Consider the following 24,066-nt stretch of genomic DNA (forward strand, 5'->3'; position numbering starts at 1 on the left):
TTTATTGAGGAAATGATGAAGATGAAAAAAATGATAATGATGTTTACCCTGTTGGTCAGCGCTCTGTTGAGCCAGGCCGTATGCGCAGCGGCTTATGATCCCAAGCCGGTAGAATACCGGAATGAGGTGGCTGACAACGTACAGGTTGAGCATGACCGTATTATGGATGGTGTTGATGAATTTATCATCACCGGCAGGAAAGGGGATATCACGGAGAAATTCAGGCTCACCTGCAACGCCGATGAAGCGCGTTTGAATATCTTGTATTACCTGAAAGATATCTATGAGGATAAGGCTGATGGGGCTACGGGAATGACTCTGCAGTATTACCCGGCAGGGGCTCATCTGATGAATATCAGTATCGATCATCCCGACACGCTGATGGATAGCCTGTTGACTGCCAACCTTGCACAGGCGGTTTCTGCCATGCAGGAGCGTAAGACAGGGACCTTTGTTTTTCACTTCTACCATAATGACAGCAGCTTCGATCATGTCCCTCTGGCGTACAGCTTCCAATACCCTGCGAAATTGCTGGCCCCAGCCTTGGGGAAGGCATTGGTTGATGCTAAGGCTACATCATGCGACATCAAATCAGGCAATAGTCAGTTATCACCACTCAAACGTCTTGTTGATCACCAATAGCTAATTGAATAACGCCATCATTCTGTTACTCACTTCGAGCCCTGTCGCTGATCGCGATGGGGCTTTTTGTATTAAGGAACCAAGATGACCTATTTCAAACAGTCTTCCGCGTTACCGATCAAAAAATCCTGAATGCAGTGCCATCATGCATATGAACGACTAAAACAACGGGACTAACCTCATGAACTTAACCTTATCCCCGGCAGTCACTGAACTGCCATTAAGTACGCAGCGTACTATCAAACGTGCTCTGGCCTTGCTTGAGACACATCTGCGTGAACCGGGAACCTCATTCACATCACTCGGGACCGTCAGCGATTGGCTGAGACTGCGAATGGCTAGACTGGAGCGCGAAGTGTTTATGGTGCTCTGGTTGGACAATCAACACCGATTGTTGGCCCACGAAACGTTGTTCACCGGCAGTATCAACAGTACCGAGGTTCACCCCCGCGAAATCGTGAAAGCGGCACTGCAACACAATGCTGCTGCGGTGCTTCTGGCGCATTGCCATCCCTCTGGCCACGCTGAGCCCAGTGTTGCCGACCGGCAAATTACCGGCAAGATTAAAGATGCACTGGCACTGGTTGAGGTCAGGATGCTGGATCACTGTATTGTCGGCGGCATGACGGTGTATTCGTTTGCTGAGCACGGCTTGTTATAGTGGGAGGAGATGATGAACAACCGTGAATGGGGACTGAAGTGCAACCTCGCACCACACTTTGGTGCCAGGCTGGTACAGGAAGGCGAGCGGCTACACTACCTGGCCGGCAGGGCCGGAATAACCGGTAAATTCAGCGAAGAGCAAATCGACTGTATCAATCAGTCATTCCCGCCAATGATCGGCATGCTCGAACATCTGCTGACCACCGGTGAACTCAATTCACACCAGCAGCACTGCATCACAATCTATCAAAACGGACTGACCTGTGAAGCCGATACCCTCGGTTCACACGGCTACGTCTATATAGCAATTTACCCGACACCTCAGTAGAAACCCACTATGGAAATCAATATGCCAACCTCAGCAATACATCCGGGGTGGGCGGCATCGTGCTGCCCGTCACCCGTAGCGCACTGGCAAACACTGCTTGTCTACCTGCTGGAAAAGCACTTCGGGCTGGAGATAAATGATACGCCATTTTGCAGTGAGTCGGTCATCCAGCAGCACATTGAGGCAGGTGTTACCCTGGCCGATGCCATCAACTTCCTGGTGGAAAAATATGACCTGGTGCGCATTGATACCAGCAGTAATCCCTATTCTGAGCCAGAAATCTTTCTTACCGCCGCCGATATCCTGAAGGCAAGTCATGCGACCGGATTAACGCAGCGCAATCTCGATTAAATCCTGTATAACGCATTCCAGATTTACCTTTCTGCTGCTTTCTCCTCTATCTGACAACGCATAATGCCTCTGCCATCACCGGCAGAGGCATTTGCTTATATGGAATTTTTTGTGATGCAAACAGAACCTGAAGTGATTACAGAACATACTGAGCTCATTAACTCAACCAATATTGAGCACATCGTCACCGGACGTAATGCAGCACTTGTGCAGATTGAACAAATCATTGAGCAGCTTGATGCCATTTCACGGCTAACCTCAGAAATTGGTGGTGGTACGGCGCAAGACTGGTCGATGAAGTCAGGGCACCGCTACGATAGTTGGCTGACTGAGAAGGCTGATAAAGCCATGCCTGCCGTTACCCACAATATAGACCGCAGCATCTGGCGCGATTTGATGCTGAAGTCCGGCATGATGGCCTTAATGGATGCGCAGGCTCGCGACCAGTGGCATAAGAACCTGGAGGAGGGCGATCTTCCTGCTATCAGTGAGGCGAATATTCTCAGTACTTTTGATCAGTTACATCTGAACAAAATGGAAGTCTTTGAGCGCGGGATCATTAACGTCTTCAAAGGCCTGTCGTGGGATTACAAAACCAATAGCCCCTGCAGCTTTGGTAAGAAGATAATCATTAACAATCTGGTAACGCATAACCGCTGGGGCTTTAGCCTTAACTGGGGTTGGCGAAGGGATCAGTTAGCTGACCTGGAACGAATGCTGTTTTTACTGAGCGGTAAATCAATACCTGACAACCGTAGCGATATAACTACTCGGTTGATGGCGCATATTCGAGATAACCCGGGTAAGGATGTTTATGAGGATGAGTTCTTCCGCGTTCGCTACTTTCAGAAAGGCACTGCGCACTTAACTTTTAAGCGTCTGGAGTTGGTCGAGAGGATGAACGATATTATCGCTAAACACTACCCAGGAATGTTAGCGAAGTAATTTTGGAGAGTTTTGACGCCTACGGCTAACAAGCTTATGATCCAGCTTAATTTCTTTTCCTCATGAAGGGACGGCTATGGGCAACAGAATGTGGATGATCCGCGGTGATGGCGGCAAGCTCTATGACGATTTTCGCGATAAGCAAATTGTAGGTATCGGTTGGTCTCAGCTGGCTCCTTTGGTCAAACCCGGCCTGTCCCGAGCTCAGTTACTCGCTTTATACCAGAAGGCAGATCCTTTAACGAAGCTGGGAACAGCCCGTTCTGGTGCATCGCAGGTCTGGCGATTTGTGAATGAGATCCAGAAGGGTGATTGGGTTATTACCTATTCGCCAGCCAACCGTACTTACCTGCTAGGCAAAGTTACTTCGGACTTCCAATATCATCCTGAATGGGTGGAAGAGGGGATGGGGATCGCTCGGCAGGTTAAATGGAATACTCAAGAAATCGACCGCGATAGACTGTCTGTTGCTACCAAAAACACATTGGGTTCTACGCTGACGGTCTTCCAGCTTCCAGAATATGCTCTAGAAGAGCTTTTGCAGGATAAGAAACCCACTATAGATGTGATTACTCAGAATCCAGTTGCGATGGATGAAGATGAGGTCGTTTCTGATCCGCTTCGCGATATGGAAATGCTGGCGTTTGAGGGTATCAAAGATCGTATCAACTCTCTTGATTGGGACGAGATGCAAAATCTCGTTGCCGGAGTCCTGCGCAGCATGGGGTATAAAACGCAGGTGTCACCTGCGGGAGCCGCTCGGGGTAAAGATATCATTGCTTCACCTGATGGATTCGGTTTTGAAAATCCACGTATTATCGTTGAGGTAAAACATCGCAGGGAACAGATGGGAAGCCAACAGATCCGTAGCTTTATCGGCGGTCGCCATAAAGACGATCGCGGGCTTTATGTCAGTACAGGGGGCTTTACGAAAGATGCTCGCTATGAGGCCGATCGTTCGACGATACCTCTGACGCTCTGGACGCTTGATGATCTTGTCCGTGCTCTTATTGAGAACTACGAGCAAGTCGATATCGAGACCAAACTTTTGGTGCCTCTGAAGAAAACGTTCCTGCCTGCCTGAATCTGGCTTTGGTAGCCATATCGGTGTTCTACTGGTATGGTTTTATACCCACTCGGGGTGTCTATTTTTTATACGGATTTTAACTTGTGGGTACAAGTGCGGGTATAACTATTTATTACTCGTTATAAACTACATTGATATCAGTCTATTGGGTTTGAAATTCGAGTCCGGCCTTCGTACCAATGGTATGAAAATGGACCTCAACTGAGGTCTTTTTTTGTGCCTAAAATCCAGTATTTATCTAACTTTCTCGCTATATTAACTCTCTCAAGGTCAACCGACATCAACGTACATCTACCAACAGATGTTGGTACAGATGATGGTATTTCCGGTTCGATAATGCTTGTACCAACAGGGAGGGGATAAGCATGGCTCTAACAGATATCAAAGTCAGAACGGCCAAGCTGTAAGTATCCCAGCTTTAGTTCCACGCACTTTTTGAGATTTCCAGTTTCTCAGCCATCAGCCCATATTCTTCCGGCGTCAGGTTATTCANCAGTGTTCTGAACAGATAAAAATCCAGTATTTCTGTCCGGTACGTCCTGTTAAAACGCTCGATAAACGCGTTCTGGGTCGGCTTACCCGGCTTAATAAATTCCAGCATCACACCATGATCTGATCTTACCCACGTAATGTGGGCACGGCCCTAAGCGAGGGTCTGGTTTTCAAACTGGGCCGGGCTGAGACCACCACAGGAACTGTGTCGTCGCCACCGATTGTAATCACACCCGATATAATTAAACACCGTCGTTCGCATTATTTCCCGGCTGGTAAAGTGTTCCCCATGGATGCATTCCACCTTTAGCGAGTGGAAGAAGCTTTCCGCACAGGCATTGTCATAGCACAACCCTTTGCACTCATGCTGCCATGCAGATTGTGTCGCTTCAGTAACGCCTGGTAATCCGCAGAGCAGTACTGTCCGCCACGGTCGGTGTGAACGATGACATTTTCCGGACGTTTTCGCTGCCAGAGTGCCATTTGCAGTGCATCGCACACCATCTGTGCCGTCATCCGTGATGACATTGACCAGCCGATAACGGCACGGGACCACAGGTCAATAACCACCGCCAGATACAGCCAGCCCTCATCCGTGCGAAGGTACGCGATGTCTTCCGCCCACTTCTGGTTCGGGCCGCTGGCGCTGAAGTCCTGCTTCAGTAAATTCTCCGATACCGGCAGGCCGTGCTTACGGTAGCTGACCGGGCTGAACTTCCGGGAGGCTTTCGCCCGCAGCCCCTGACGACGCAGGCTGGCGGCAATGGTTTTGATATTGTACTCCGGCAGTTCTCTGGCCAGACGAGGCGCGCCATAACGCCTTTTGCCTCAGTGAATGCCTTACGGACGGCGGCATCGCAGATAAGACGGCATTGCTGGCGCCGGCCTGGCTGATGGCGGCGCAGACGCCAGGCATACCAGCCGCTGCGTGCAACCCGCAGCACCCGGCACATGGCTTTAATGCTGAACTCAGCCTGATACTTTTCGACAAAGACATACTTCATTTCAGGCGCTTCGCGAAGTATGTCGCGGCCTTCTGTAGAATGACCAGCTCTTCCGCCTGCTCAGCCAGTTGCCGCTTAAGGCGGGCATTTTCAGCGGCCAGTTCACTTTCACGCTCTGACGCGGTCACTATCTGCTGTTGCTTGCTGCGCCAGGTATAAAGCTGTGATTCATACAGGCTGAGTTCGCGGGCCGCGGCAGCAACACCAATTTGCTCAGCAAGCTTCAGCGCTTCGTTGCGAAATTCATGCGAGTGCTGCTTATGGGGCTTTTTGCTGGTCGATGTTGGTTTTTTCATGAGTCACCTCTGGTTGAGAGTTTTCTCACTTAGTTGCCTGTCCACTAATGCTGGGTAAGATCAGAGTGCTATGCTGTTCAGCATTTCTGCCACTTCTGTTGAACGCTGATTCTGCCCCACACGTGATTCGAATACAGGCCCTGAGGCTGCGGTTGTCGGCGCTGTGCGGATTTATTGCGGCGTGGCTGTTTAAGGCGCAGCGACAGCCCCTGTTCGCTGTATAGCCGGTAAATCCTTTTGTGGTTATCGCGCCAGCCTTCCCGCCTGAGCCATCATGTGTACCCGGCGGTAACCGTAATGCACCCGGGTTTCGTTGGTCTCACGGATGCGCAGCCGCAGTGCGCTGTCGTCAGCGGCTACAGAACGATATCTGAACGAGCTACAGCTGACCCGCAGCGCAAAACAGACCTGTCTCTCACTGGCACCGTAGCGGACCTGCAAATCCCTGAACCATTCGCGCAGGCGTTCCAGCGTCAGTTTTTTTGCCAGTAAATCCTGCAGCATCGCCCTGTCGAGGCTCAGATCGGCAACCAGCCTCTTCAGCCGCAGATTTTCTTCTTCCAGCTGCCGCATATGTCTGAGTTCAGAAGGGGAAATTCCGCCGTATTTCTTACGCCACGTGTAAAAAGTGGCATCGGAGGTACCGAGTTTGCGGCAGACGTCAGGTACGGGCGTCCCCAGCCCGACCTGCTTCAGGGCAAAGACAATCTGCTCTTCGGTGAATCGTGACTTTTTCATCGGCACCACCTCCGTTCAGGAGAGTGTTTATCATGCCGGAATTCTGTTTCTGAATGGAGCAGGATTTTGGTCAGGGTCAATGATATTTGCTCCCGCAATATTTGCATTACCCGCGTACGTTCAGTCAGCGTTCTGAGTTATTTTCGGTCCCACGGCCATTTCTTTGCCTAATCTAGATAAGTAAAGTTCAATATGAAATAATTAGCACTAAAAGTAATAAAAAATCACGCCAGCATATGTCCTTTAAATCCTTAAGAAACATAGAATTAAGTTCATTTTTTCAATCTGGGAAATTATTTGAATCATTTAGTTACCTTGTGAAATTATTTTGTCAGTTTATTGTAAGTTTTTTTATATTATAAGTATTACCGACGAATTTAATAAAATTAAGGTTTGTGTATGAGTATTTTAAGTAAAGAGAAACTACTAATAATTATATTTAGCGCAGCCATAACATCCCTGGTGATTCATTTTATCTCAGGTAGTTTTTTTTACGTATCTCATCCTTTTTTAATAATGTTTTTTACTGTGGCCGTAGCTGTGACTATATCTGGATTTATTGTTACTAAAATATTACCAACCGAGGACAAGTAGTATGTTAAGAGAACTGACGCAAGATGAGATAAATATCATTTCCGGCGGGAATGCTAATTCAAATTACGAGGGTGGCTGTGCAAGAGCGTCTGTGAAGGGCGGCCTTAGTGGCGCAGCCGGTGGAGCTGCCGCAAATGCACTGCGTGGGGGAGTTGCGGGAATCGCAGGTGGTCCTGCAGGTATTGCAGCCGGAGCATTAACCGGAGCTGCTGAAGGTGCTGTTTATGGCGCTATATCGGGAGCTATTGGTGGATATATTGGATGTAGAGATAGTCGTTCGAATAACCATGCCGGTGGTGGCAATTTAGGTGGAGACGCAAACGCTCACAGCGTTAATGGACAGTGTCACTGGTAATTAATTATCAGGGGCATGCAGCCTGCCTGGCTTTGCCCCTGATTTGATTATTTACTGATATTTTATCTGCCGGAGCCGGACGGAAATGCTTTTCAGAAAGGAAGCCCTGCATGCCAGGAATAATAACTGAGCTGGCAAAGCTGTGGTGATATTTGGCCATGCCGGATATTACGTTATCGCGTTTACCTCTTTTTTTTCGCCGCCTTCTTCATTCTGATTATTTCATGCTCTTACACCCGTCGCATTAACGTTTCTGGTGAAATTATTCTAACGCCCCGGCAGAAACCGTCTTTTCTCCGCAGCAGGGGTTTATCGTCAGCCGTTCGGCAACTCAGGGCGAATACGTCAGAAAGTGACCTGCCTCCAGGATTAGATATAACCGTTAGTTAGTAATGTACTGACCCTGTGTGCAGAACATATCCCGGCAGGAGGGACAAAGATTTGCTCATCTGTCACGTTCGCCTTAAACGCACCCCCCATACCGAAAAGAGGTAAGGCAGGCGACAAGGCGTTGCTGCTTTTCTCCCCCCGTCGAAATAGCCTCTCTGATATTTTTCTACTTCTGCATGGCTGGTGCAAGCCGGGCAGAACAAGTGATTTTATTGCTGCATCAACGTAATGGCGGGAATTATTCGTCTTTCAGTTTTATTATTCTCCCACCTTTTTCCATGCGATATTCACCATCATCGACTGTAAATATAGTGCCTCTGTTCTTGCTGTGACTGATTGAAAATACCCGATCCTTTTCTATGCAATTTACAGGCGGTTGCATATCAGCAAAGCACAGTCTGTCATATTTACCTTCCTTCATATAACCCTCTCCAAACAACCAAACTATAATGGTGAAGTTTCCGTTGGATGCTGGTTTAGGAATATCATATCGTCGTTTTAGTGTGTCTTTATTCTCTAACCACCAGTCTATTTTTCCCCTGTCAGTAATTGGAAAATTTTTCATTAACACAGAGCTGTAGTTACCGTCTTCATGAGCTGCGACAATTTCTACCGGACGCAGAGACAGCCAGAGCACGCAGGCGAGTAGCGGACAAGCGAAGAACGACAGCGCGAATAGCGTTTTTTTGAGGTTAGCTTTCATTAAGGTCCTGGTAATCTGCTCCTTTAAAGCCCTGTTCAGCGCCATATCCCGGAAGGGTGTACCATTGCCATTCTGCATATGGGTGATCATTTTTTCAATCAGGTGTCTGTACGGTCCGTTAAGGGAAAATTGGCGGGATAATGATCGGAACTCGTCAAAAAGCATAATGGCACACTGTTGGCGGGTAATTTTATCCCCAGATCCCCGCAGCGCATATCACTGGCGCTGTAGTCATCCATCCACTTCTGAGTTTTGAATATGATACAGGGAAACTCTGGTGCGATCATCGTGATACATTCCTTGTGTAATCGTCCGTTAAGATCTGCACGAGGAATCATACGCTGTGAAAAGCCGGAGTGTAAATGGCATAAAGCCGCTGCCATCTTTTTTTACAGGTTCCAGGAACCAGCCAGAAAAATCATATTTAGACTCTCATGGCATGGGATATCAGGGCTTGAGAGTCTGTTTCTGACGATCGTAAAACCGGAACCCAATAACGTTATTTTGGCAAATTAAGGCTGAATTTTTACATAGGCGTATGGAATTTAAGAAACATATTGTAACATTTCTTTCCTTAACTTTACGTGGGCGGGAGGGTATAAAAATTCCAGCTTTAACGGAGGAGACGCTCATGAATATCCGACGAGTTTTAATAATTATTGTATTTGGAGTTATTTTCGCGGCGATTTCTTTCTTTATTACCAACTTTGCCACAAATGTTGGTAATAATAACGAAGCGCTGTCTAACTTCTTTATCATCGTAGTACCGATTGCTCTTGCTTTTTTAGTGGAAAATAAAATTTACCGAAGAAAATCATAACTTATCCTGAATAATAGGGAGTTCAAATGAGAGAACTGACGCTTAATGAGTTGAAGTTTGTGTCTGGTGGTAATGCTAACTCCAATTATGAAGGCGGATGTCGTTCGGCCGTACGTAACGGTGCATACCGTGGGGGACAAGACGGCGCGGTACAGGGGGCTATTCAGGGTGCTATTACCGGGGCAGTGGCTGACGGCGTTGGTGCCATTCCGGGAGCTCTTGGAGGCGGCGCGCTCGGTGGGATTGTAGGGAGCGCCACAGGGGCTTATAAGGCATACCGCGATTCTCCGGCATGTAACAGTAATAGCGGCGGGAATAAAGGCAATTTAGGTGGGGACGCAAACGCTCACAGCGTTAATGGACAGTGTCACTGGTAATTAATTATCAGGGGCATGCAGCCTGCCTGGCTTTGCCCCTAATTTGATTATTTACTGATATTTTATTTGCCGGAGCCGGACGGAAATGCTTTTCAGAAAGGAAGCCCTGGATGCCAGGAATAATAACTGGTCTGGCAAAGCTGTGTTGATATTTGGCCATGCCGGATATTACGTTATCGCGTTTACCTCTTTTTTTTTCGCCGCCTTCTTCATTCTGATTATTTCATGCTCTTACACCCGTCGCATTAACGTTTCTGGTGAAATTATTTCAACGCCCCGGGCGGTAACCGTTTTTTCTCCGCAGCAGGGGTTTATCGTCAGCCGTTCGGCAACTCAGGGCGAATACGTCAGAAAGGGGCAGACCCTCTATCGGATTGACGTCAGCCGCACCACGACCTCCGGCGTGGTCAGTAGGAGGCATCGTGAAAGCCTCGAAAATCGTATTGCAACCCTGAACCGCATTGCTGCCGATATCACCCGTAACCGCAGTCTGACGCTGGCCATGCTGGGTGAGGAAAAGATCCGCTATGAACTGGCGCTGCAGCGCTCCACAGATGTGGTGGCACGGGCCCATGAAGGCCTTCGCCTGATGAAGGAAAATATGGATAACTATCGTCAGTATCAGCGGCAGGGACTGATTAACCGCGATCAGCTTATCAGCCAGACCGCCCTTTATTATCAGCAGCAGAACGATATGCTGGGCCTTGAGAGTCAGAATGAACAGAATGCGCTGCAGGTACTGGCCCTGCGCAGCGCGCTGCAGACTCAGGCGGCCGATTTTGACAGTCAGCTCAACCAGATTGCCGTGCAAAAAAGCACGCTGGAAGGTGAACTGACAGATGCGGATGCCAGCGGTGATCAGGTTATCACTTCTCCCGTGGATGGCGTGGTCGACACGCTGAGTGTCACGCCAGGTCAGACCGTGGCCGCTGGAGACAGCCTTCTGCAGATCATTCCGGGCAATGCACACTACCGTGCTCTGGTCCTCTGGGTACCTGATGCGGCCGTACCCTATCTCACTGTAGGGCAGCCCGTGAATATCCGTTACGATGCTTTCCCTGCCGAAAAGTTTGGCCAGTTTCCGGGAAAAATTGCGGCGGTGGCACACACACCGGCGTCCTGGCAGGAAATGGCCACCTATCCCGGCGCGCCGTTGCGTTCACTTACCGGACCGCAGACGTGGTACCGGGTTGTGGTGACGCCGTCCTCTGACCGCTTCATCTACAAACGCCGTAAGATACAGGCAGAAAACGGCATGAAGGCCTCCGTCACCCTTTTCCTGGATGAACGTCGCCTGTATCAGTGGATCCTCTCCCCGTTGTATGACGTACGCGACAGCGCCACAGGAATTATTCATGGATGATATGCTCCTGAACCGGCTGTGGGGGATGTTACGGTTCACAGGTCGTGGACGTGTCCCCTTACATCTGCAGACGGAAGCAGCTGAATGCGGCCTGGCCTGTCTGGCGATGGTGGCGGGTTTCCACGGTAGCCGTACAGATTTACTGTCCCTGCGCCAGCAGGCTGGGCTGTCGTCTCGCGGCAGTACACTGGCCTCGCTTATCGGCGTGGCAGCGGAAATGAATCTGGCGGCCCGGCCGCTCGCGTTGGAGCTGGCACAGCTTAATGAGTTGCGTAAGCCCTGCATTCTGCACTGGGATTTTAACCACTTTGTGGTGCTGGTCTGCGTCAGAGGGAACCGCTGCATTATTCACGATCCGGCCGCAGGGAGGCTAGACATGCCCCTGACCGCAGTCTCTACACACTTTACCGGTGTGGCACTTGAGCTCTGGCCGGACACCCACTTTACCCCCGAAACGCGACGGCAGCGCCTTAAGGTCAGTACTCTGCTGCGCGGCATTACTGGCTTTCGCGCCACGCTGATAAAAATATTCTGTCTGTCGCTGATGATTGAATTTATTACCCTGCTGCTCCCGGTGGGCACCCAGATGGTAATGGACAACGCAGTGCCGGCGGCAGATAAGGGCCTGCTCACGCTCATCTGTCTCAGCCTGCTTCTGCTCACCCTGCTTCAGGCCGGCGTCAGCCTGTTTCGCGGCTGGATCCTGATGGTGATGGGTACCTGTACCGATTTACAGTGGAAGGACGGTCTTTATCGTCACCTTCTGCGCCTGCCGCTGTCCTGGTTTGAAAAACGCCGGATGGGGGACGTTTAGTCACGTTTCTCATCGCTGGATACCCTGCGCACCACCTTTACCCAGAGCCTGACCGGCGCAATGATTGACGGCATCATGATCATGGGGTCATTTATCCTGCTCGTGCTTTACGGCGGCCCGCTTGTATGGGTGGTCGTGGCATTCACGTTTGTCTTTATCCTGCTGCGGGTACTGACATGGCCCCGCTATCGTCAGGCGCAGGAAGAGCTGCTGATAAAAAATGCACGGGCTGCCTCCTCCTTTACCGAAACGCTGTATGCGGCAGCCACCGTACGCGCTCAGGGGCTGGCAGAGCAGCGCCGTCAGACCTGGCTCAATATGATTGCAGATGCAGCCGGTTCCGGCGTGAGCCTGCTGCGCTTTGACATGCTTGCCAGCATCACCTGTACATTCATTGCCGCCTGCGATGGGGTCATTATTCTGTGGCTGGGAATTTCTGCGGTCATTACTCATACCATGACGTTGGGGGCTTTCGTGGCCTTCAGCGCTTTCCGGGGTATGTTTTCAGACCGGGTACTGTCGCTGACCACACTGGTATTGCAGTTGCGGATGCTGTCGTTACATAACGAGCGCATCGCGGACATCGCGCTCTCAGAACCGGAGCCGCAAAGGAGGGAAAAAGAGATTTTTACACCAGGCCGCCCCTTATCCCTGAAAGGTGAGGGACTGACATTCCGATATGACGGTCATTCCTCCCCGGTATTCAGCGATCTCAGTCTGACCATATCGGCAGGGGAGAGCGTGGCCATCACCGGCCCGTCGGGCACCGGAAAAACCACGCTGATGAAGGTGCTGTCTGGCCTGACCCTGCCGGAGAGCGGGCGTGTCCTGGTCGACGGCATCGACATCCAGGCCGCGGGACTTAATAACTACCGCAGGGCAGTGGCCTGTATCCTGCAGGAAGACCGGCTACTGGCGGGTTCACTGCGCGACAATATCACCGGATTCTCCCCCGATGTCGATGTTGAATGGATGGAGGAGTGCGCCCGACTGAGCCACATTCACGATGACATCATGGCACTGCCGATGAGGTATGAAACCCTGACTGGCGAGCTCGGCGAGGGCCTGTCGGGCGGACAGCGGCAGCGTATTTTTATTGCCCGCGCGCTGTATCGTCGGCCGGGCATTTTGTTTATGGACGAGGCCACCAGCCATCTTGATGAACAGAATGAAGCGCTGATCAATGCGGCGATACGAACCCTCAACATAACCCGCGTCATTATCGCGCACCGACCGTCCACTATCTCCTCGGCCGGACGTACCCTTGTACTGGGAAATGAATCATTGCGCGGCCAGGAAAATTAACCTCACCGGGATAACCGGATGTCCAGATCAAAAAGGGAAAACGGTAAAATGAAAAAGCTCCCCGCTACCACCATCGCGTTGCTGCTGGCGTCAGCCTGCGCACAGGCAAACGTAACGTTCATCAAGAGCGATACCGTGGGCAACGGCCAGGTAAACGAAGCAGGCGTCTATTTTAACGGTCAGGTGAACAATCAGACGGTAACCTGGCTGATATCCGCCCTGGCAGAGATAAGGGAAAACTACCGTAACGTGCATAATATAGACGTTTATCTTAACAGCCGTGGCGGCGACATGGATGCCGGATATGTTGCCTATGAAACGCTGCGTAAAAGCCCGATTACACTCAATATGATTAATGCGTCCGTGACGGCTTCATCCGCCACCCTTATTTACTGTGCCTCGCCTGAGCGCTATTCGATGCCAATGGCGCAGTTTATGCTGCATCCGGCGGCGGCACCTGATGAAAAGACGGATTACATCAGGCCGGACCAGGCACGCCGAATTCTGGAGGAAGACGAAAATTACAACGCCATATTTCGTAAAGTCTATGCCTCATGCACATCGCTTTCGCGTGAGGAATTAGAAAAAATAACTGATTCTGAAACCGGCAGGGTGATATATCCGGCTGACGAAGCGGCGAAACACGGGCTGGTGACCAAAGGCGTCAGGGAAAGTCACAGCTATCCGTTGACCTATTATATTACCGACAGTCAGGGCTGACGTAAGGGTCTGTTCAGGGGTCAGGCACTGATAGGTTGGCGTTAGCAGACCTTCTATTATTGGGACTCCCAAATATACGACCTACTGCCCCACAAAACCAGAAGATAACCCCACAAAAAAACCAATAACATCTGGTCTTAAAATTCGATCAGGAGCTACATAAACTATGGCTACTACAAGGATCCAGAGCAAGCGATGGTATTGAATGAAACACTGATTATTAACGGCGCGGATTACTTACCCTTCAATTGGGGGGGGGNGGGGGGGGGTGAGGTAATTTCCATTGGCAATAACAGCACTTGTCCGTAGGATATCCAAAGTTTTTTCTCTGCGTCACTGATTATTGGGCGCATACTGGGCAGCCCTGAAACATGGTTAGACCATGACTCAGCCACTCGCATCGCTAAAATTTTTATGATGATAATGCAATTGTAGCCAATAATATTTACAATCTGTATTTTTATATCCCTGCAAGCTCCGTCTTTGCCATAATCGCTGTAGTTTACATTTTGTAGTGGTTTACTGAATTTGGCCACCTGAACAGAGGTGATATGCTCACCTCAGAACAACACAGGTGCTCCAATGAAAAGAAGAAATTTTAGTCCTGAATTCAAACGCGAATCTGCTCAGTTGTTTGTTTAACTCATTAAAACATCTCGGGTATGCGAGCATGTTTACGATTAAATATAAATACCTTATATCAGAAGTGGCCGCCAGGGTGGTCACTCAATGTACTAATAAAGTGGTTCATCACTCTGTGGTTGTCCGTTAGTGGCATCGTCTGTGACTTTGATGCCGTTTGTGTGGAATCCGGATATTTTTAGTACCAGGAAAATGAGAATTTGCGACCATTATGGCCCTGGCTGGAGGACTGGTGGTATATCACTGTTATCGTCTGGGAATAGATAATTAGCTGCTATAAACCGGACATACCATACGCCCACATCATCCTTTCGCCGCGCTTTGCTGTTATCTGGTATGGCACAACCCATAGTTTTAAGGTGTCCGAGAAAGCAAAATGCTGCTGTATCGGTTGGCTAAAGTCGTCATGCGCAGGGTAGATCAGGTACATTTCACCAATACCACCAAGGTATTTTTGGCCGTAGGCAAACATTTGATAGAAGTCAGATTGCGCCAGCCCATAGAGTGATTTTGTTTGCTGGCTGCTATTCACCAGCTTCCATTTCGTATCCATCACCATTTTGGTTCGAACAGGTTGGCGTGACTGAATCAATAAGTCTGGGCGAAGCTTAAAGCAATCGCGAAATCCATGCTTAACAAGGGAATAAGTGGCAACCTGTGGTTGAACTTTAAGGTAAGGAGGAAGCTCGTGGGGGAGGGTTTGTGCAACAAAAGACTCAAATACCGCTTCCATTGGGAACAGGAGTGATATTACTTTGGTGTTTCCCTGCAAGGCGCTCGGGCTCATTCCTCTCAGGATCAATTGCGCCCAGGCCATTGGCTCGTTGTAATAAGCCATACCGCGATCCAGACGTAAGTAATCTATATCGTTTTCAATATCCCGGCTAAGTGGAATACCGTCAAACGCAAAGCACAGTTCGTAAAGCCAGCGTTGATTCTCTGATGACAATTTCAAACTAAGTAGCTTATCCAGCGCTGAGTGTAAGAGCCGATTGGCTGCACAATCTTGCATGTATTCATCATAATCGACACAAAACTTATGACGGTTCACCACGTTATGCCTCAACTGCGTAGTAAGCATCAGCTTGCCCTTCATAAAAGGCAGATTGCCTTGCTCGCTCACATAGTCGGAGCGTAAACCTTGTTTGAGCAATTGGCTGACGCTTTGCAAAAACTGACTGATAAAAATCTCAAGCAAAGGCATGCGCTGTGCCTGAAGAGTGGCCTGCTGGGTTTGAATATGCCGAAACCCAGGCAGGTGGCTTAGCATCGTGATGAATGTTTCTCGCGCACTCGCAGTCGTAAGGTTTTTACCAACCTTAGGCAATATCTCAATCTGTAGACCGTGAGGTGTTGAAAGCATTCCCGCGTAGTTTTGCACCTGAAGCAATTTGAAACCTGAGCGAGAGGTGAGTTTGAGAAACTGGCTTCCTTGAATACTCGTTAGGCTAAGCGCTTCCAAATAATCAAAGACCTGTTGAGGGATTAGCTTTGCGCCAACTGAAGCCGCTTTCCCACTCCCTAGCAGGTCATATTCAAAAACAGAGATCACTTCACCCATGGTTTACAGCCTGCTCATCAAGGGTGGTCTGCTGTGGCTGATAAATAGCGCGGTAAGCCTGCGGCATACTCCAGATCTCTTGATCAAATGCTACGAGCTCGTAAGCTGTCGATTGTTGATCATGACGTCGTAAAGCATGATTGTTACCAAAAAGATTATCCAGATCGTCGGTTTTCTCAATCACGAATTGTAGGCTGTCGTCTTGCTTTTGGTTATCTGCCAGCACAAGCCTTATCTTATTCCAGTCATCGAAAAAGTATTCCTGTAACAGTGGAATGATCTTTTTCTGAAATGCGATCTTTAATTGTTTAAACGCAGCTTCTTCATCACCGGCATCGAGTGCATTTTTTACAGGCATAAAAAATGCGTGCCCCAGCGTATGTTCTCGATCGTAAAGCGCTTCGATGCGACTATTGAGTTTCTCTAATAAAGACTCGAGTTCTATGCCTTTCACCTTAGTTCCACTCAGCAAAGAGAGATCAGGCATCATCTCGACAAAGTCAAAGCGACGGCGCAAAGCCGTGTCCATCAGCGCTAAAGAACGGTCCGCTGTATTCATAGCCCCAATAATGTCGACATTAGTGGGTACGCTGAAGTGATCACCGCTATAAGACAGTTGCAGGCTCATTGCATTAGACATACCCGCACGCTTGTCTACTTCAATGAGCGAGATCAGTTCGCCAAAGATCTTGGAAATGTTGCCGCGATTGATTTCATCAATAAAAATGGCGTAACGATGTGCGGGATCGGCATTGGCACGCTGACACAGGCGCATAAAAATACCCGGCTCAATAGGGTAAGAGATATTGCCACTTTCGTCAGAGCGAGCGCGGATACCTTCAATAAATTCTTCATAGCCGTAAGATTGGTGGAAAGTCACGACTGCAAAACGCTGGATGGCTTCGGCAGATTTAGGGCCGCGTTTAAGTTCGGCGTAGAGTTCTACCAAATCCTCCACCTGCTCGAGCTGTGAATCAACTAGCAACCATTCGCTATTATCTGTTTTGTTAAATACGGCAGGTTCACGACGATTCTTATAATCAACGGTTAACGACTCGGGAACGGTATGGGCTTGTAAAGCAGCCCAGGCAGTATTCGATAAATTGCCATTACGACCATTTAATAATGCCTTACGTTGAAACCACGTATGCTCAATAATTGGGCGAACTTTTGCTCGTTTACCAAGATCGAGCAGCACCAGCATTATGACCTGCATCCAGTTCAACGATTCAAGGCGAGAATCCAGCCAGGCATCACGATCGTCTGGTACAGCATAAGATGTATACTCTTTCATCTTTTGCTGCAACGTGAAGGTCTTGCCAGTGCCTGGCGGGCCAAAGTAGATCACATTATTTGGTGAATGTGGATGGGTCAAACTGTCTCTTAGCTCTGTGCTGTCGGCTGTTGTGTTGCTGGTTACTTTTTCCTGTTTTTTTTCATTATCCCGTTCGCGTAATAGTTCATACAGATGCCAGATAGCCATATTTACGTAATAAGGATCTGCATTGGGGCATAGAGCGTGTATGGCTTGCTTCAATTCATAGTTTTTCTGCAGCCAGTTTCCATTGAGCGCCAATCCAAGATGGAATTGCTTATTCAGGAAAACTGCTACACGGTTAAATGCATTCTCATCAACGGTACTGCTGCAGGCCTCTGGCGAAAATGCGGCAAAGACACGGTTTCTCAAGCTCCAATACATACGTTTGAGTAGGCCGGTTTCTTTGGCCTGTAGCAAAGCATCGCCTACAAAGTGATAAGTGGGTTCATCCGGCTGCTGACGAACTCGTTCGGTTAATTCTCTCAGCAGGGGCAAGCTTTGCTCATATTCCGCTAAAGATGGAACACCCTGACGAATACTGGCAACGCCATTATCACGCTCATACCAGAGCCGTTTAACCAAATCATCCGTTTCAGGCTGCGTGAATGTTGGAGTTTGCCATAGCTGCTTTGTAAACTCGCTATACCGCTGATTCCACTCTGAAAAATGGTAGTTTTTATTTTCTGCCAGAGTATTAAGCAATTCATTGAGCGTTAGTTTTCCTGCTTCAACGCTGTCCACAAAATCAATCACGTGGTTTCCTCTGATGTTAAGTAGACTGTTATTTGGTTTCTTTAATAAATTATAACCAAATCTTCACCGTCATTATAGTGATAGACTGAATTTGGCCAAGTGGATAAAGATCTGTGTAGAGAGGGAGGCCCGGCAGCCCCGCATTAAAATTATTAACAATCAGAAGGTAGCCCAGGTTCACCTTCTGCTGGAATTAAATGTAGGTCAAAGAGTAATTCTGGTTAATAAGCGTGATTAACTACATCAATTAAATAGATGTGAAAGCGAAATACCCGGGCCCTGAACGCCTCGATAACCCATGCCTTATTTACGACAGAGAAAAAATCAGCCCTGACAATGTATGTCAGGATGGCCCTGAGTCATTTTTGGCACCGGTAACTTATTTTAACTTACCCCGGACTCGTAGCAGTCAAATTCAGTGTCCCACTACACCCAATTACAGACCAGATATCGGTTAATCAGAGCGGTACTGACTGGACGCTGATGCTTTATGCTACCCTCATGGCCTGAACCATTACGGAGAGATGGCATGAAAAACCTCTACAAAACAGCCCTGGTCGCGATGACCCTACTCAGCGCCCCGGCGATGGCCGATAAAAGCGGCGTGAGCTTCGAGCATAAAGACTGGGAGCTTGCCTGCGACAATACGCTAACCTGCCGCGCAGCAGGCTATGCGAAAGAAGAGGGCGAGGGGGGATCGGTGTTACTGAGCCGCGACGCCGGGCCTGATATCGCGCCAACGGGTGAGGTGATACTGGCCGATACCGATGCGGATAAAGCGGCACCCGTGACGAAGCTAACCCTGTGGATCAACGGCCGGGCGGTCGGCGACCTGGCTTCGGTTAAAGATGAAGCGTGGCAGCTGTCGGCGTCCCAAACCCAGGCCGTTATCCGGGCCGTTAAGGGCAGTGCAAAAGTCGAGTTTAGGGGCGGTGCTGCGCCTTTTATCCTCTCTGGCGAAGGGGCTTCAGCCGTCATGCTGAAAATGGATGAGGTGCAGGGGCGCATTGGTACGCCGGGTGCGCTGACCAAAAAGGGTGATAAGCCCGAAAGCAGCGTGTTACCCGCCGTTCCGGCACCGGTTATTCAGGCTGCGAGCGTCAGTAAAAGCCCCACTCGCCCACTCACGGCAGCGGAAACCGCCCTCTTTAAACCGAAAATGCGGGTTACGCTAAAGGGCAATGATTATTGCGACCGTCAGCAGCCCTCAGATGAGCGCAAGGACGATGCGGAGGACGACAGGCTTTCGGTTACGCCGCTGGATGACAGTCACGTTTTGGTATCCGCGCTCTGCTGGCGGGCCGCCTATAACGAAGGTTATGGCTACTGGGTGACGGATACAAAACTGTCTGAACCCCCCGTGCTGGTGACTGATTCCGGCTCCGAATACGATAAAGGGGTGATTACCATGGCTCAGAAAGGCCGGGGTATCGGTGACTGCTGGAGTTCGGCAAGCTGGGTATGGGATGGAAAAGCATTCCGTCAAAGCCATATCGCCACCACCGGAATGTGCCGCTATATTCGCGGTGGGGGAACCTGGGATTTACCGACTCTGGTGACGGAAGTGAAAGCGGCGCAGTAAGCCCCCCTTTTCCCGGCCACTAGCCAGTGCATGTTGATCTGGCTACTGACCGGGAAAATAGCGCTATAGCCTACTAATGAATATCACTTCCATCAGCCGGCAACGTATCTGCGGCGACATCGATACCGGCTTTACAATCCTCGAAAAAGTTATCGCTGTTGATTTTGCGCCACACGCCCCATTCTCCATCAGAACCCGGTATCACACCCTGGGTTTGCCAGCCGTTTTCCCAGGCATCACCCTGATAGGTCACTTTCTGGCAGGGAGCAGCATAATTAACAGATGCAGACCATGCGGGGATTTTTACCGGTTCACCCTCAGAAATCGTCACCACTGCACCGGTTTTATCTACTGATTTAACGGTGATCAGCTTGCCTGAATAAGTGTCATATAAAGTCTTGCCCGGCATTAGCGGCGCGTCTTCGCGACCGATGCTGCCTGGGGTGGTATTAATAATGACGTTATAGCTTTTCAACAGTCGGGGGTTAATTTCTCTGACAATAACGCCGTTAACGAACGGCGAATTGACAGGCCAGTTGCTGTCAAAGCCCTCAGGCTGACGATATTCCAGCATCAGATAAGGGAAGTTATTATTGTTACGCGCGATACGTAAGCCCTGTTTACCCCCTTTATCATCAAGCAGGGGAGCAATTTTATAGGTACCGTCGCCCACAATCGGGAATTGTTCGTCAGTTAACCAGCCTGCTTCATACATATAATTAACCGGGTACATCCGGCCGCCACCGCCACCCATGGTGTCCGAGATATCATTACTTCCACCGTCTCTGCCACCGATCTTACAGCTGTCATCAATTTTAACGCCGGATTCAGTTGCAGGGCATTCAACCAGAATATTTGAGTGCTCAAACCCCAGCGCATGTCCAAACTCGTGCGACCACACCCAGGGTTTGTGGCCGCTGGCGTTAGAGATCATAAATTTCCCCGGCGCATTTAATGAGGTAGGTAAAGTGGCATTGGCACTATATGAACACTGGCTGTTAATTGTATGCTCTACAATAACCATGTCGTAACTGGACGCGTCCACGCCCTCTTTTTTAGCAAGCTCAAGAGCTTTGTTCCGGTACTGAGTGTAATTGCATGCCTCTCCAGGTGCACCGATATCAAGGTTATCAAGCGTTTTACCCTCTTTAAGGGTCAGGGCACCACGGGAGGCCTGTCTGACATAGTCGCTTAACGAACTATTTGGGCCATTTCCGCCGAAAAGTGCTTCCCTGATTGCATCTGTTGAGCTTTCTTTTTTACCCGAAAAATGGGTGTTTAATAACAGTATGTTCAGCGATCCCTTCATGCTTCTTCTGGGCGGGGAGTAATTTTTTAACGTCCAAAGCCCGTTGGCGTCAGATCCTTTATTTAAGGCGAGTTTATTATTGGCATCGACGGAAAGTTCGCCATTACGCCTGTAATCTTTTTGGATCTTACTGATTATCGAGTAATTAAAGGCTGAACGGGAATCTAAGGACCAGTATGTCTGTGAGCTGTATGTACCGCTATTACAGGCACGCATATCAATGCTCTTTCCATCAAGTGAAGAGAAGAGACAGATCGTCGCCGGAAGCGCACTGTTTTTAATGTTATTGTACTGAAGTGAGACGCTCGATATAAGCCACTTCTGTGACTCCGCACTGCTACACTGGTTAAAGACAATATTCTTATTATCACTCGCAAGATCCATACATTTCTCCGGACCCGATGATATATTGGAAATTGTGATGCCGGCCTCTTTAGCGAAAGTATTATCACTGATCAAACTAATAACAAGGGCGGGTGCCAGTAAAAGAATACTTTTTGGTATCTTATGCATATTTATATTCCTCAGGAAAGAACAATGTTCAGTTCAGTTTATGCCGCGCGTTTTCGACCCTTTATTTTCACGGGGTAGAATATGTTAGATTAAACCTAGGCAGATTCCTGATGCGGGTAGAAAATTGTCGCTGCCGGGAAGGTGAGTACAGTTTAATGTAGCGTGATTTACCCTGGGTGCCTGAGTTATATTTATTGTTTACCGTGCTTATTCTAATTATAGAAATAAGGACTATTACTGATTTCGCCGCCGTTACAATGGTGGATTATTGAGGTTAGATAAGGCGACATCGGCAATCTCCCGCAGCAGGGATACCTTCTGCCTGAAAACGGTGGCATTATCGGTACGAGTAACAGACGTTTTATTCTCAACTTCTCACAACCAGCCAGCACGGGACGGAGCAGAAAATCATGAGTCAGTTATTCAGTCTGGAAAATAAACGCATTTTGGTCACCGGCGCAGCCCAGGGAATTGGCTTTATTATGGCGCGAGGCCTGGCCGCTCACGGCGCAGAGATCATTATCAACGGCACCTCGGCGGAGCGGGCGGAGAAAGCGGTTATACAGCTGCGCGAGGAGGGATACCGTGCGCACTCAGCGGTATTTGATGTCTCAGAGGCACCCGCGGTGGAGAAGGCCATACAGATGATCGAAAAGGATATCGGCCCGATAGACGTCCTGTTTAATAATGCGGGGATCCAGCGGCGGCATCCCTTTACTGAATTCCCGCTGGAGGAGTGGAATCAGATCATCGCCACCAATCAGACCGGTGTATTTGTGGTTTCACAGACCGTTGCTAAACGGATGATTGAACGCAGGGCCGGGAAGATTATCAATATCTGCTCAATGCAGAGCGAGCTGGGGCGCGACACCATCACCCCCTACGCGGCGGCTAAGGGCGCGGTCAAAATGCTGACGCGCGGCATGTGTACCGAGCTTGCCCGCTACAATATTCAGGTCAACGGTATTGCACCCGGCTACTTCGATACCCCGATGACCAAAGCGCTGGTGGAGAATACGGAATTTAGTGACTGGCTGTGCAAACGCACCCCGGCGGCGCGCTGGGGTGATCCGGAGGAGCTGGTTGGGGCCGCAGTGTTTCTCGCCTCAAATGCCTCGAACTTCGTCAACGGCCACCTGCTGTTTGTTGATGGCGGCATGCTGGCTGCGGTGTAGTTTATCCAGCGCGGCTATCGCAATACGGGCCAGATAGTCCGCTGTTGGGTAGAGTGCGCGATCGTCCACGCGAAACTGTGGATGATGCAGTGCAAAGGGGCCACCCGAGCCAATCATCAAAAAGGCACCCGGCAGCCGTTGCAGGTAGAAAGCAAAATCTTCGCCTATCGGGCTGGCGGGCACCTCGCGGGGTTCAAACCCGGCTGCGGGGGCCAGCTCAAGTGCAAAATCGACCCACTCGCGATCGTTCACCACCGATGGCGGGCCGGGCTGCCAGTCCAGCACGATGCTGGCATCAAAGGTGGCGGCGACGCCGTCCAGAACCTGGCGCAGACGCCGTTCAATCAGCGTGCGTGCCGTGGCGCTAAAGGTGCGAACCGTGCCCTCCAGCCAGGCGCCATCCGGGATCACATTCCAGGTACTGCCGCTGTGCACCTGCGTAATCGACAGCACGGCGGTCTCTTCCGGGGGCAGGTTGCGGCTGATCAGCGTTTGCAGCGTGCTAATCAGCTGACCGGCAATTACGATCGGATCGTTGCCATCATGCGGTCGCGCGGCGTGGCTGCCTTTGGCGCTGATGGTAATGGCAAAGCGATCGACGGCGGCGGTGAGCGGACCTTCCCTGCTGCCCGCCACCCCAACCGGTAGAGTCGGGTCGTTATGAATACCGAAAATCACCCCAGCCTTATCCAGCGCGCCGGTAGCCAGCAGCGCCGATGCACCGTGACCCGTTTCTTCGGCGGCCTGGAACAGGATCCGCACCCGGCCAGGGAGCGAAGACTCCTTTTTCTTCAGCAAAATAGCCGCTCCCAGCGCCGCCGTAGCGTGAAAATCATGTCCGCAGGCGTGCATCACCCCCTTATTCAGTGAGCGCCAGGGCACATCGGCCTGCTCCTCAATCGGTAATGCGTCAATATCGGCGCGCAGCACCACCAGTGGGCCATCCACATTGCCCACTTCTGCCACCAGGCCCGTTTCCAGCGGCAGATCCAGAACGCGGATCTGCCGCTCCGTCAGCGCCGCGCGCAGGCGGGCCGTGGTTTCAAACTCCTGGCGAGACAGCTCGGGGTGACGGTGAAGCTCCTGGCGCAGGGCCTGGAGTGAATCGGCGAGCGGCTGATGCTGTGGGGATATTTTCATAGCGATCTCTTCTGGCTGAACGGTCGGGATCATCATGCCGCCGGGGCAGAGAGCAGGGCAAGGCATAAATGCCCTTAGTTTTTATT

The 24,066-nt window shown here is 50.0% G+C and carries 19 protein-coding genes and 4 pseudogenes; 13 read left to right on the forward strand and 10 right to left on the reverse strand.

Translation table 11 applies throughout. The features are described 5' to 3' along the window. Positions 1 to 21: 21 nt before the first annotated feature. From A1830_RS12140 to A1830_RS12165, 6 genes are all read left to right on the forward strand, one after another. Positions 22 to 642: a hypothetical protein gene (locus A1830_RS12140; protein ID WP_067706318.1), complete on the forward strand. Its 621-nt coding sequence runs from the start codon at positions 22 to 24 to the stop codon at positions 640 to 642. Positions 643 to 823: 181 nt separating this feature from the next. Next, positions 824 to 1,303, forward strand: a complete 480-nt coding sequence (gene radC / locus A1830_RS12145; protein ID WP_067706109.1) for a RadC family protein — start codon at positions 824 to 826, stop codon at positions 1,301 to 1,303. A 12-nt stretch (positions 1,304 to 1,315) separates the two neighbouring features. Then, on the forward strand, positions 1,316 to 1,633 hold the full coding sequence (locus A1830_RS12150) for a type IV toxin-antitoxin system YeeU family antitoxin (protein WP_067706110.1): 318 nt from the start codon (positions 1,316 to 1,318) through the stop codon (positions 1,631 to 1,633). A gap of 21 nt (positions 1,634 to 1,654) precedes the next feature. Then, positions 1,655 to 1,984, forward strand: coding sequence for a TA system toxin CbtA family protein (locus A1830_RS12155; protein WP_067706112.1), 330 nt, complete (start codon positions 1,655 to 1,657; stop codon positions 1,982 to 1,984). A gap of 114 nt (positions 1,985 to 2,098) precedes the next feature. Continuing rightward, positions 2,099 to 2,929 carry a DUF4942 domain-containing protein gene (locus A1830_RS12160; RefSeq protein ID WP_067706321.1) on the forward strand — a complete coding sequence of 277 codons (831 nt, stop codon included), beginning with the start codon at positions 2,099 to 2,101 and terminating at the stop codon, positions 2,927 to 2,929. A 76-nt stretch (positions 2,930 to 3,005) separates the two neighbouring features. Continuing rightward, a complete protein-coding gene (locus A1830_RS12165; RefSeq protein WP_067706114.1) occupies positions 3,006 to 4,013 on the forward strand; it encodes a restriction endonuclease in 1,008 nt (335 codons plus the stop codon). A gap of 421 nt (positions 4,014 to 4,434) precedes the next feature. Here the strand turns inward: A1830_RS12165 and A1830_RS12170 are convergent. The 5 genes and pseudogenes from A1830_RS12170 to A1830_RS22190 form a co-directional block, all read right to left on the reverse strand. Further along, positions 4,435 to 4,620, reverse strand: a pseudogene (locus tag A1830_RS12170) (integrase core domain-containing protein); the annotation flags it as partial. Positions 4,621 to 4,659: 39 nt separating this feature from the next. Beyond that, the gene (locus tag A1830_RS23990; protein ID WP_369815708.1) at positions 4,660 to 4,926 is read right to left on the reverse strand and encodes an IS3 family transposase; all 267 of its coding nucleotides are present in this window, start codon (positions 4,924 to 4,926) and stop codon (positions 4,660 to 4,662) included. Further along, complete coding sequence (locus A1830_RS23995) at positions 4,815 to 5,309, reverse strand: IS3 family transposase (RefSeq protein ID WP_369815709.1); 495 nt, start codon at positions 5,307 to 5,309, stop codon at positions 4,815 to 4,817. Before A1830_RS23995 ends, A1830_RS23990 begins: the two co-directional genes overlap by 112 nt. A gap of 199 nt (positions 5,310 to 5,508) precedes the next feature. Beyond that, positions 5,509 to 5,808: a transposase gene (locus tag A1830_RS24000; protein ID WP_067706118.1), complete on the reverse strand. Its 300-nt coding sequence runs from the start codon at positions 5,806 to 5,808 to the stop codon at positions 5,509 to 5,511. Positions 5,809 to 5,924: 116 nt separating this feature from the next. Further along, positions 5,925 to 6,546: pseudogene (locus A1830_RS22190) on the reverse strand (transposase); the annotation flags it as partial. A gap of 595 nt (positions 6,547 to 7,141) precedes the next feature. Here A1830_RS22190 and A1830_RS21480 point away from each other — a divergent pair. After that, positions 7,142 to 7,495, forward strand: coding sequence for a hypothetical protein (locus A1830_RS21480; RefSeq protein WP_073981005.1), 354 nt, complete (start codon positions 7,142 to 7,144; stop codon positions 7,493 to 7,495). A 628-nt stretch (positions 7,496 to 8,123) separates the two neighbouring features. On the opposite strand, the pseudogene A1830_RS12185 reads toward A1830_RS21480, so the two are convergent. After that, positions 8,124 to 8,971: pseudogene (locus A1830_RS12185) on the reverse strand (DUF943 family protein). Positions 8,972 to 9,219: 248 nt separating this feature from the next. Here A1830_RS12185 and A1830_RS12190 point away from each other — a divergent pair. From A1830_RS12190 to A1830_RS12205, 4 genes and pseudogenes are all read left to right on the forward strand, one after another. Beyond that, positions 9,220 to 9,408 (forward strand): hypothetical protein, encoded by a 189-nt coding sequence (locus A1830_RS12190; RefSeq protein WP_067706120.1) that lies wholly within the window; start codon positions 9,220 to 9,222, stop codon positions 9,406 to 9,408. Positions 9,409 to 9,870: 462 nt separating this feature from the next. Then, complete coding sequence (locus A1830_RS12195) at positions 9,871 to 11,148, forward strand: HlyD family secretion protein (RefSeq protein WP_067706122.1); 1,278 nt, start codon at positions 9,871 to 9,873, stop codon at positions 11,146 to 11,148. Continuing rightward, positions 11,141 to 13,267 (forward strand): annotated as a pseudogene (locus A1830_RS12200) (peptidase domain-containing ABC transporter). The gene A1830_RS12195 and the pseudogene A1830_RS12200 overlap by 8 nt, the downstream one beginning before the upstream one ends. Before the next feature lie 18 nt (positions 13,268 to 13,285). Beyond that, complete coding sequence (locus tag A1830_RS12205; protein WP_067706124.1) at positions 13,286 to 13,987, forward strand: ATP-dependent Clp protease proteolytic subunit; 702 nt, start codon at positions 13,286 to 13,288, stop codon at positions 13,985 to 13,987. A gap of 916 nt (positions 13,988 to 14,903) precedes the next feature. On the opposite strand, the gene A1830_RS12210 is transcribed toward A1830_RS12205, so the two are convergent. Together A1830_RS12210 and A1830_RS12215 are read right to left on the reverse strand one after the other, a co-directional pair. Beyond that, complete coding sequence (locus A1830_RS12210; RefSeq protein WP_067706126.1) at positions 14,904 to 16,190, reverse strand: McrC family protein; 1,287 nt, start codon at positions 16,188 to 16,190, stop codon at positions 14,904 to 14,906. Next, positions 16,183 to 18,258, reverse strand: a complete 2,076-nt coding sequence (locus A1830_RS12215) for an McrB family protein (RefSeq protein WP_067706327.1) — start codon at positions 18,256 to 18,258, stop codon at positions 16,183 to 16,185. Before A1830_RS12215 ends, A1830_RS12210 begins: the two co-directional genes overlap by 8 nt. 532 nt (positions 18,259 to 18,790) lie before the next feature. Here A1830_RS12215 and A1830_RS12220 point away from each other — a divergent pair. Next, positions 18,791 to 19,843: a DUF1176 domain-containing protein gene (locus A1830_RS12220; RefSeq protein ID WP_067706127.1), complete on the forward strand. Its 1,053-nt coding sequence runs from the start codon at positions 18,791 to 18,793 to the stop codon at positions 19,841 to 19,843. Between the two features lie 73 nt (positions 19,844 to 19,916). On the opposite strand, the gene A1830_RS12225 is transcribed toward A1830_RS12220, so the two are convergent. Further along, the gene (locus tag A1830_RS12225) at positions 19,917 to 21,665 is read right to left on the reverse strand and encodes a hypothetical protein (protein WP_156484995.1); all 1,749 of its coding nucleotides are present in this window, start codon (positions 21,663 to 21,665) and stop codon (positions 19,917 to 19,919) included. 410 nt (positions 21,666 to 22,075) lie between these two features. On the opposite strand from A1830_RS12225, the gene idnO reads away from it, so the two are divergent. Next, positions 22,076 to 22,840, forward strand: coding sequence for a gluconate 5-dehydrogenase (gene idnO / locus A1830_RS12230; protein ID WP_067706131.1), 765 nt, complete (start codon positions 22,076 to 22,078; stop codon positions 22,838 to 22,840). On the opposite strand, the gene A1830_RS12235 is transcribed toward idnO, so the two are convergent. Then, complete coding sequence (locus A1830_RS12235; RefSeq protein WP_067706330.1) at positions 22,772 to 23,980, reverse strand: amidohydrolase; 1,209 nt, start codon at positions 23,978 to 23,980, stop codon at positions 22,772 to 22,774. The two genes, idnO and A1830_RS12235, sit on opposite strands and share 69 nt — an antisense overlap. Positions 23,981 to 24,066 lie beyond the last annotated feature (86 nt).

Origin of the sequence: Erwinia sp. ErVv1 (assembly GCF_900068895.1) — a bacterium.
In the GTDB taxonomy this organism is placed as follows: domain Bacteria; phylum Pseudomonadota; class Gammaproteobacteria; order Enterobacterales; family Enterobacteriaceae; genus Erwinia.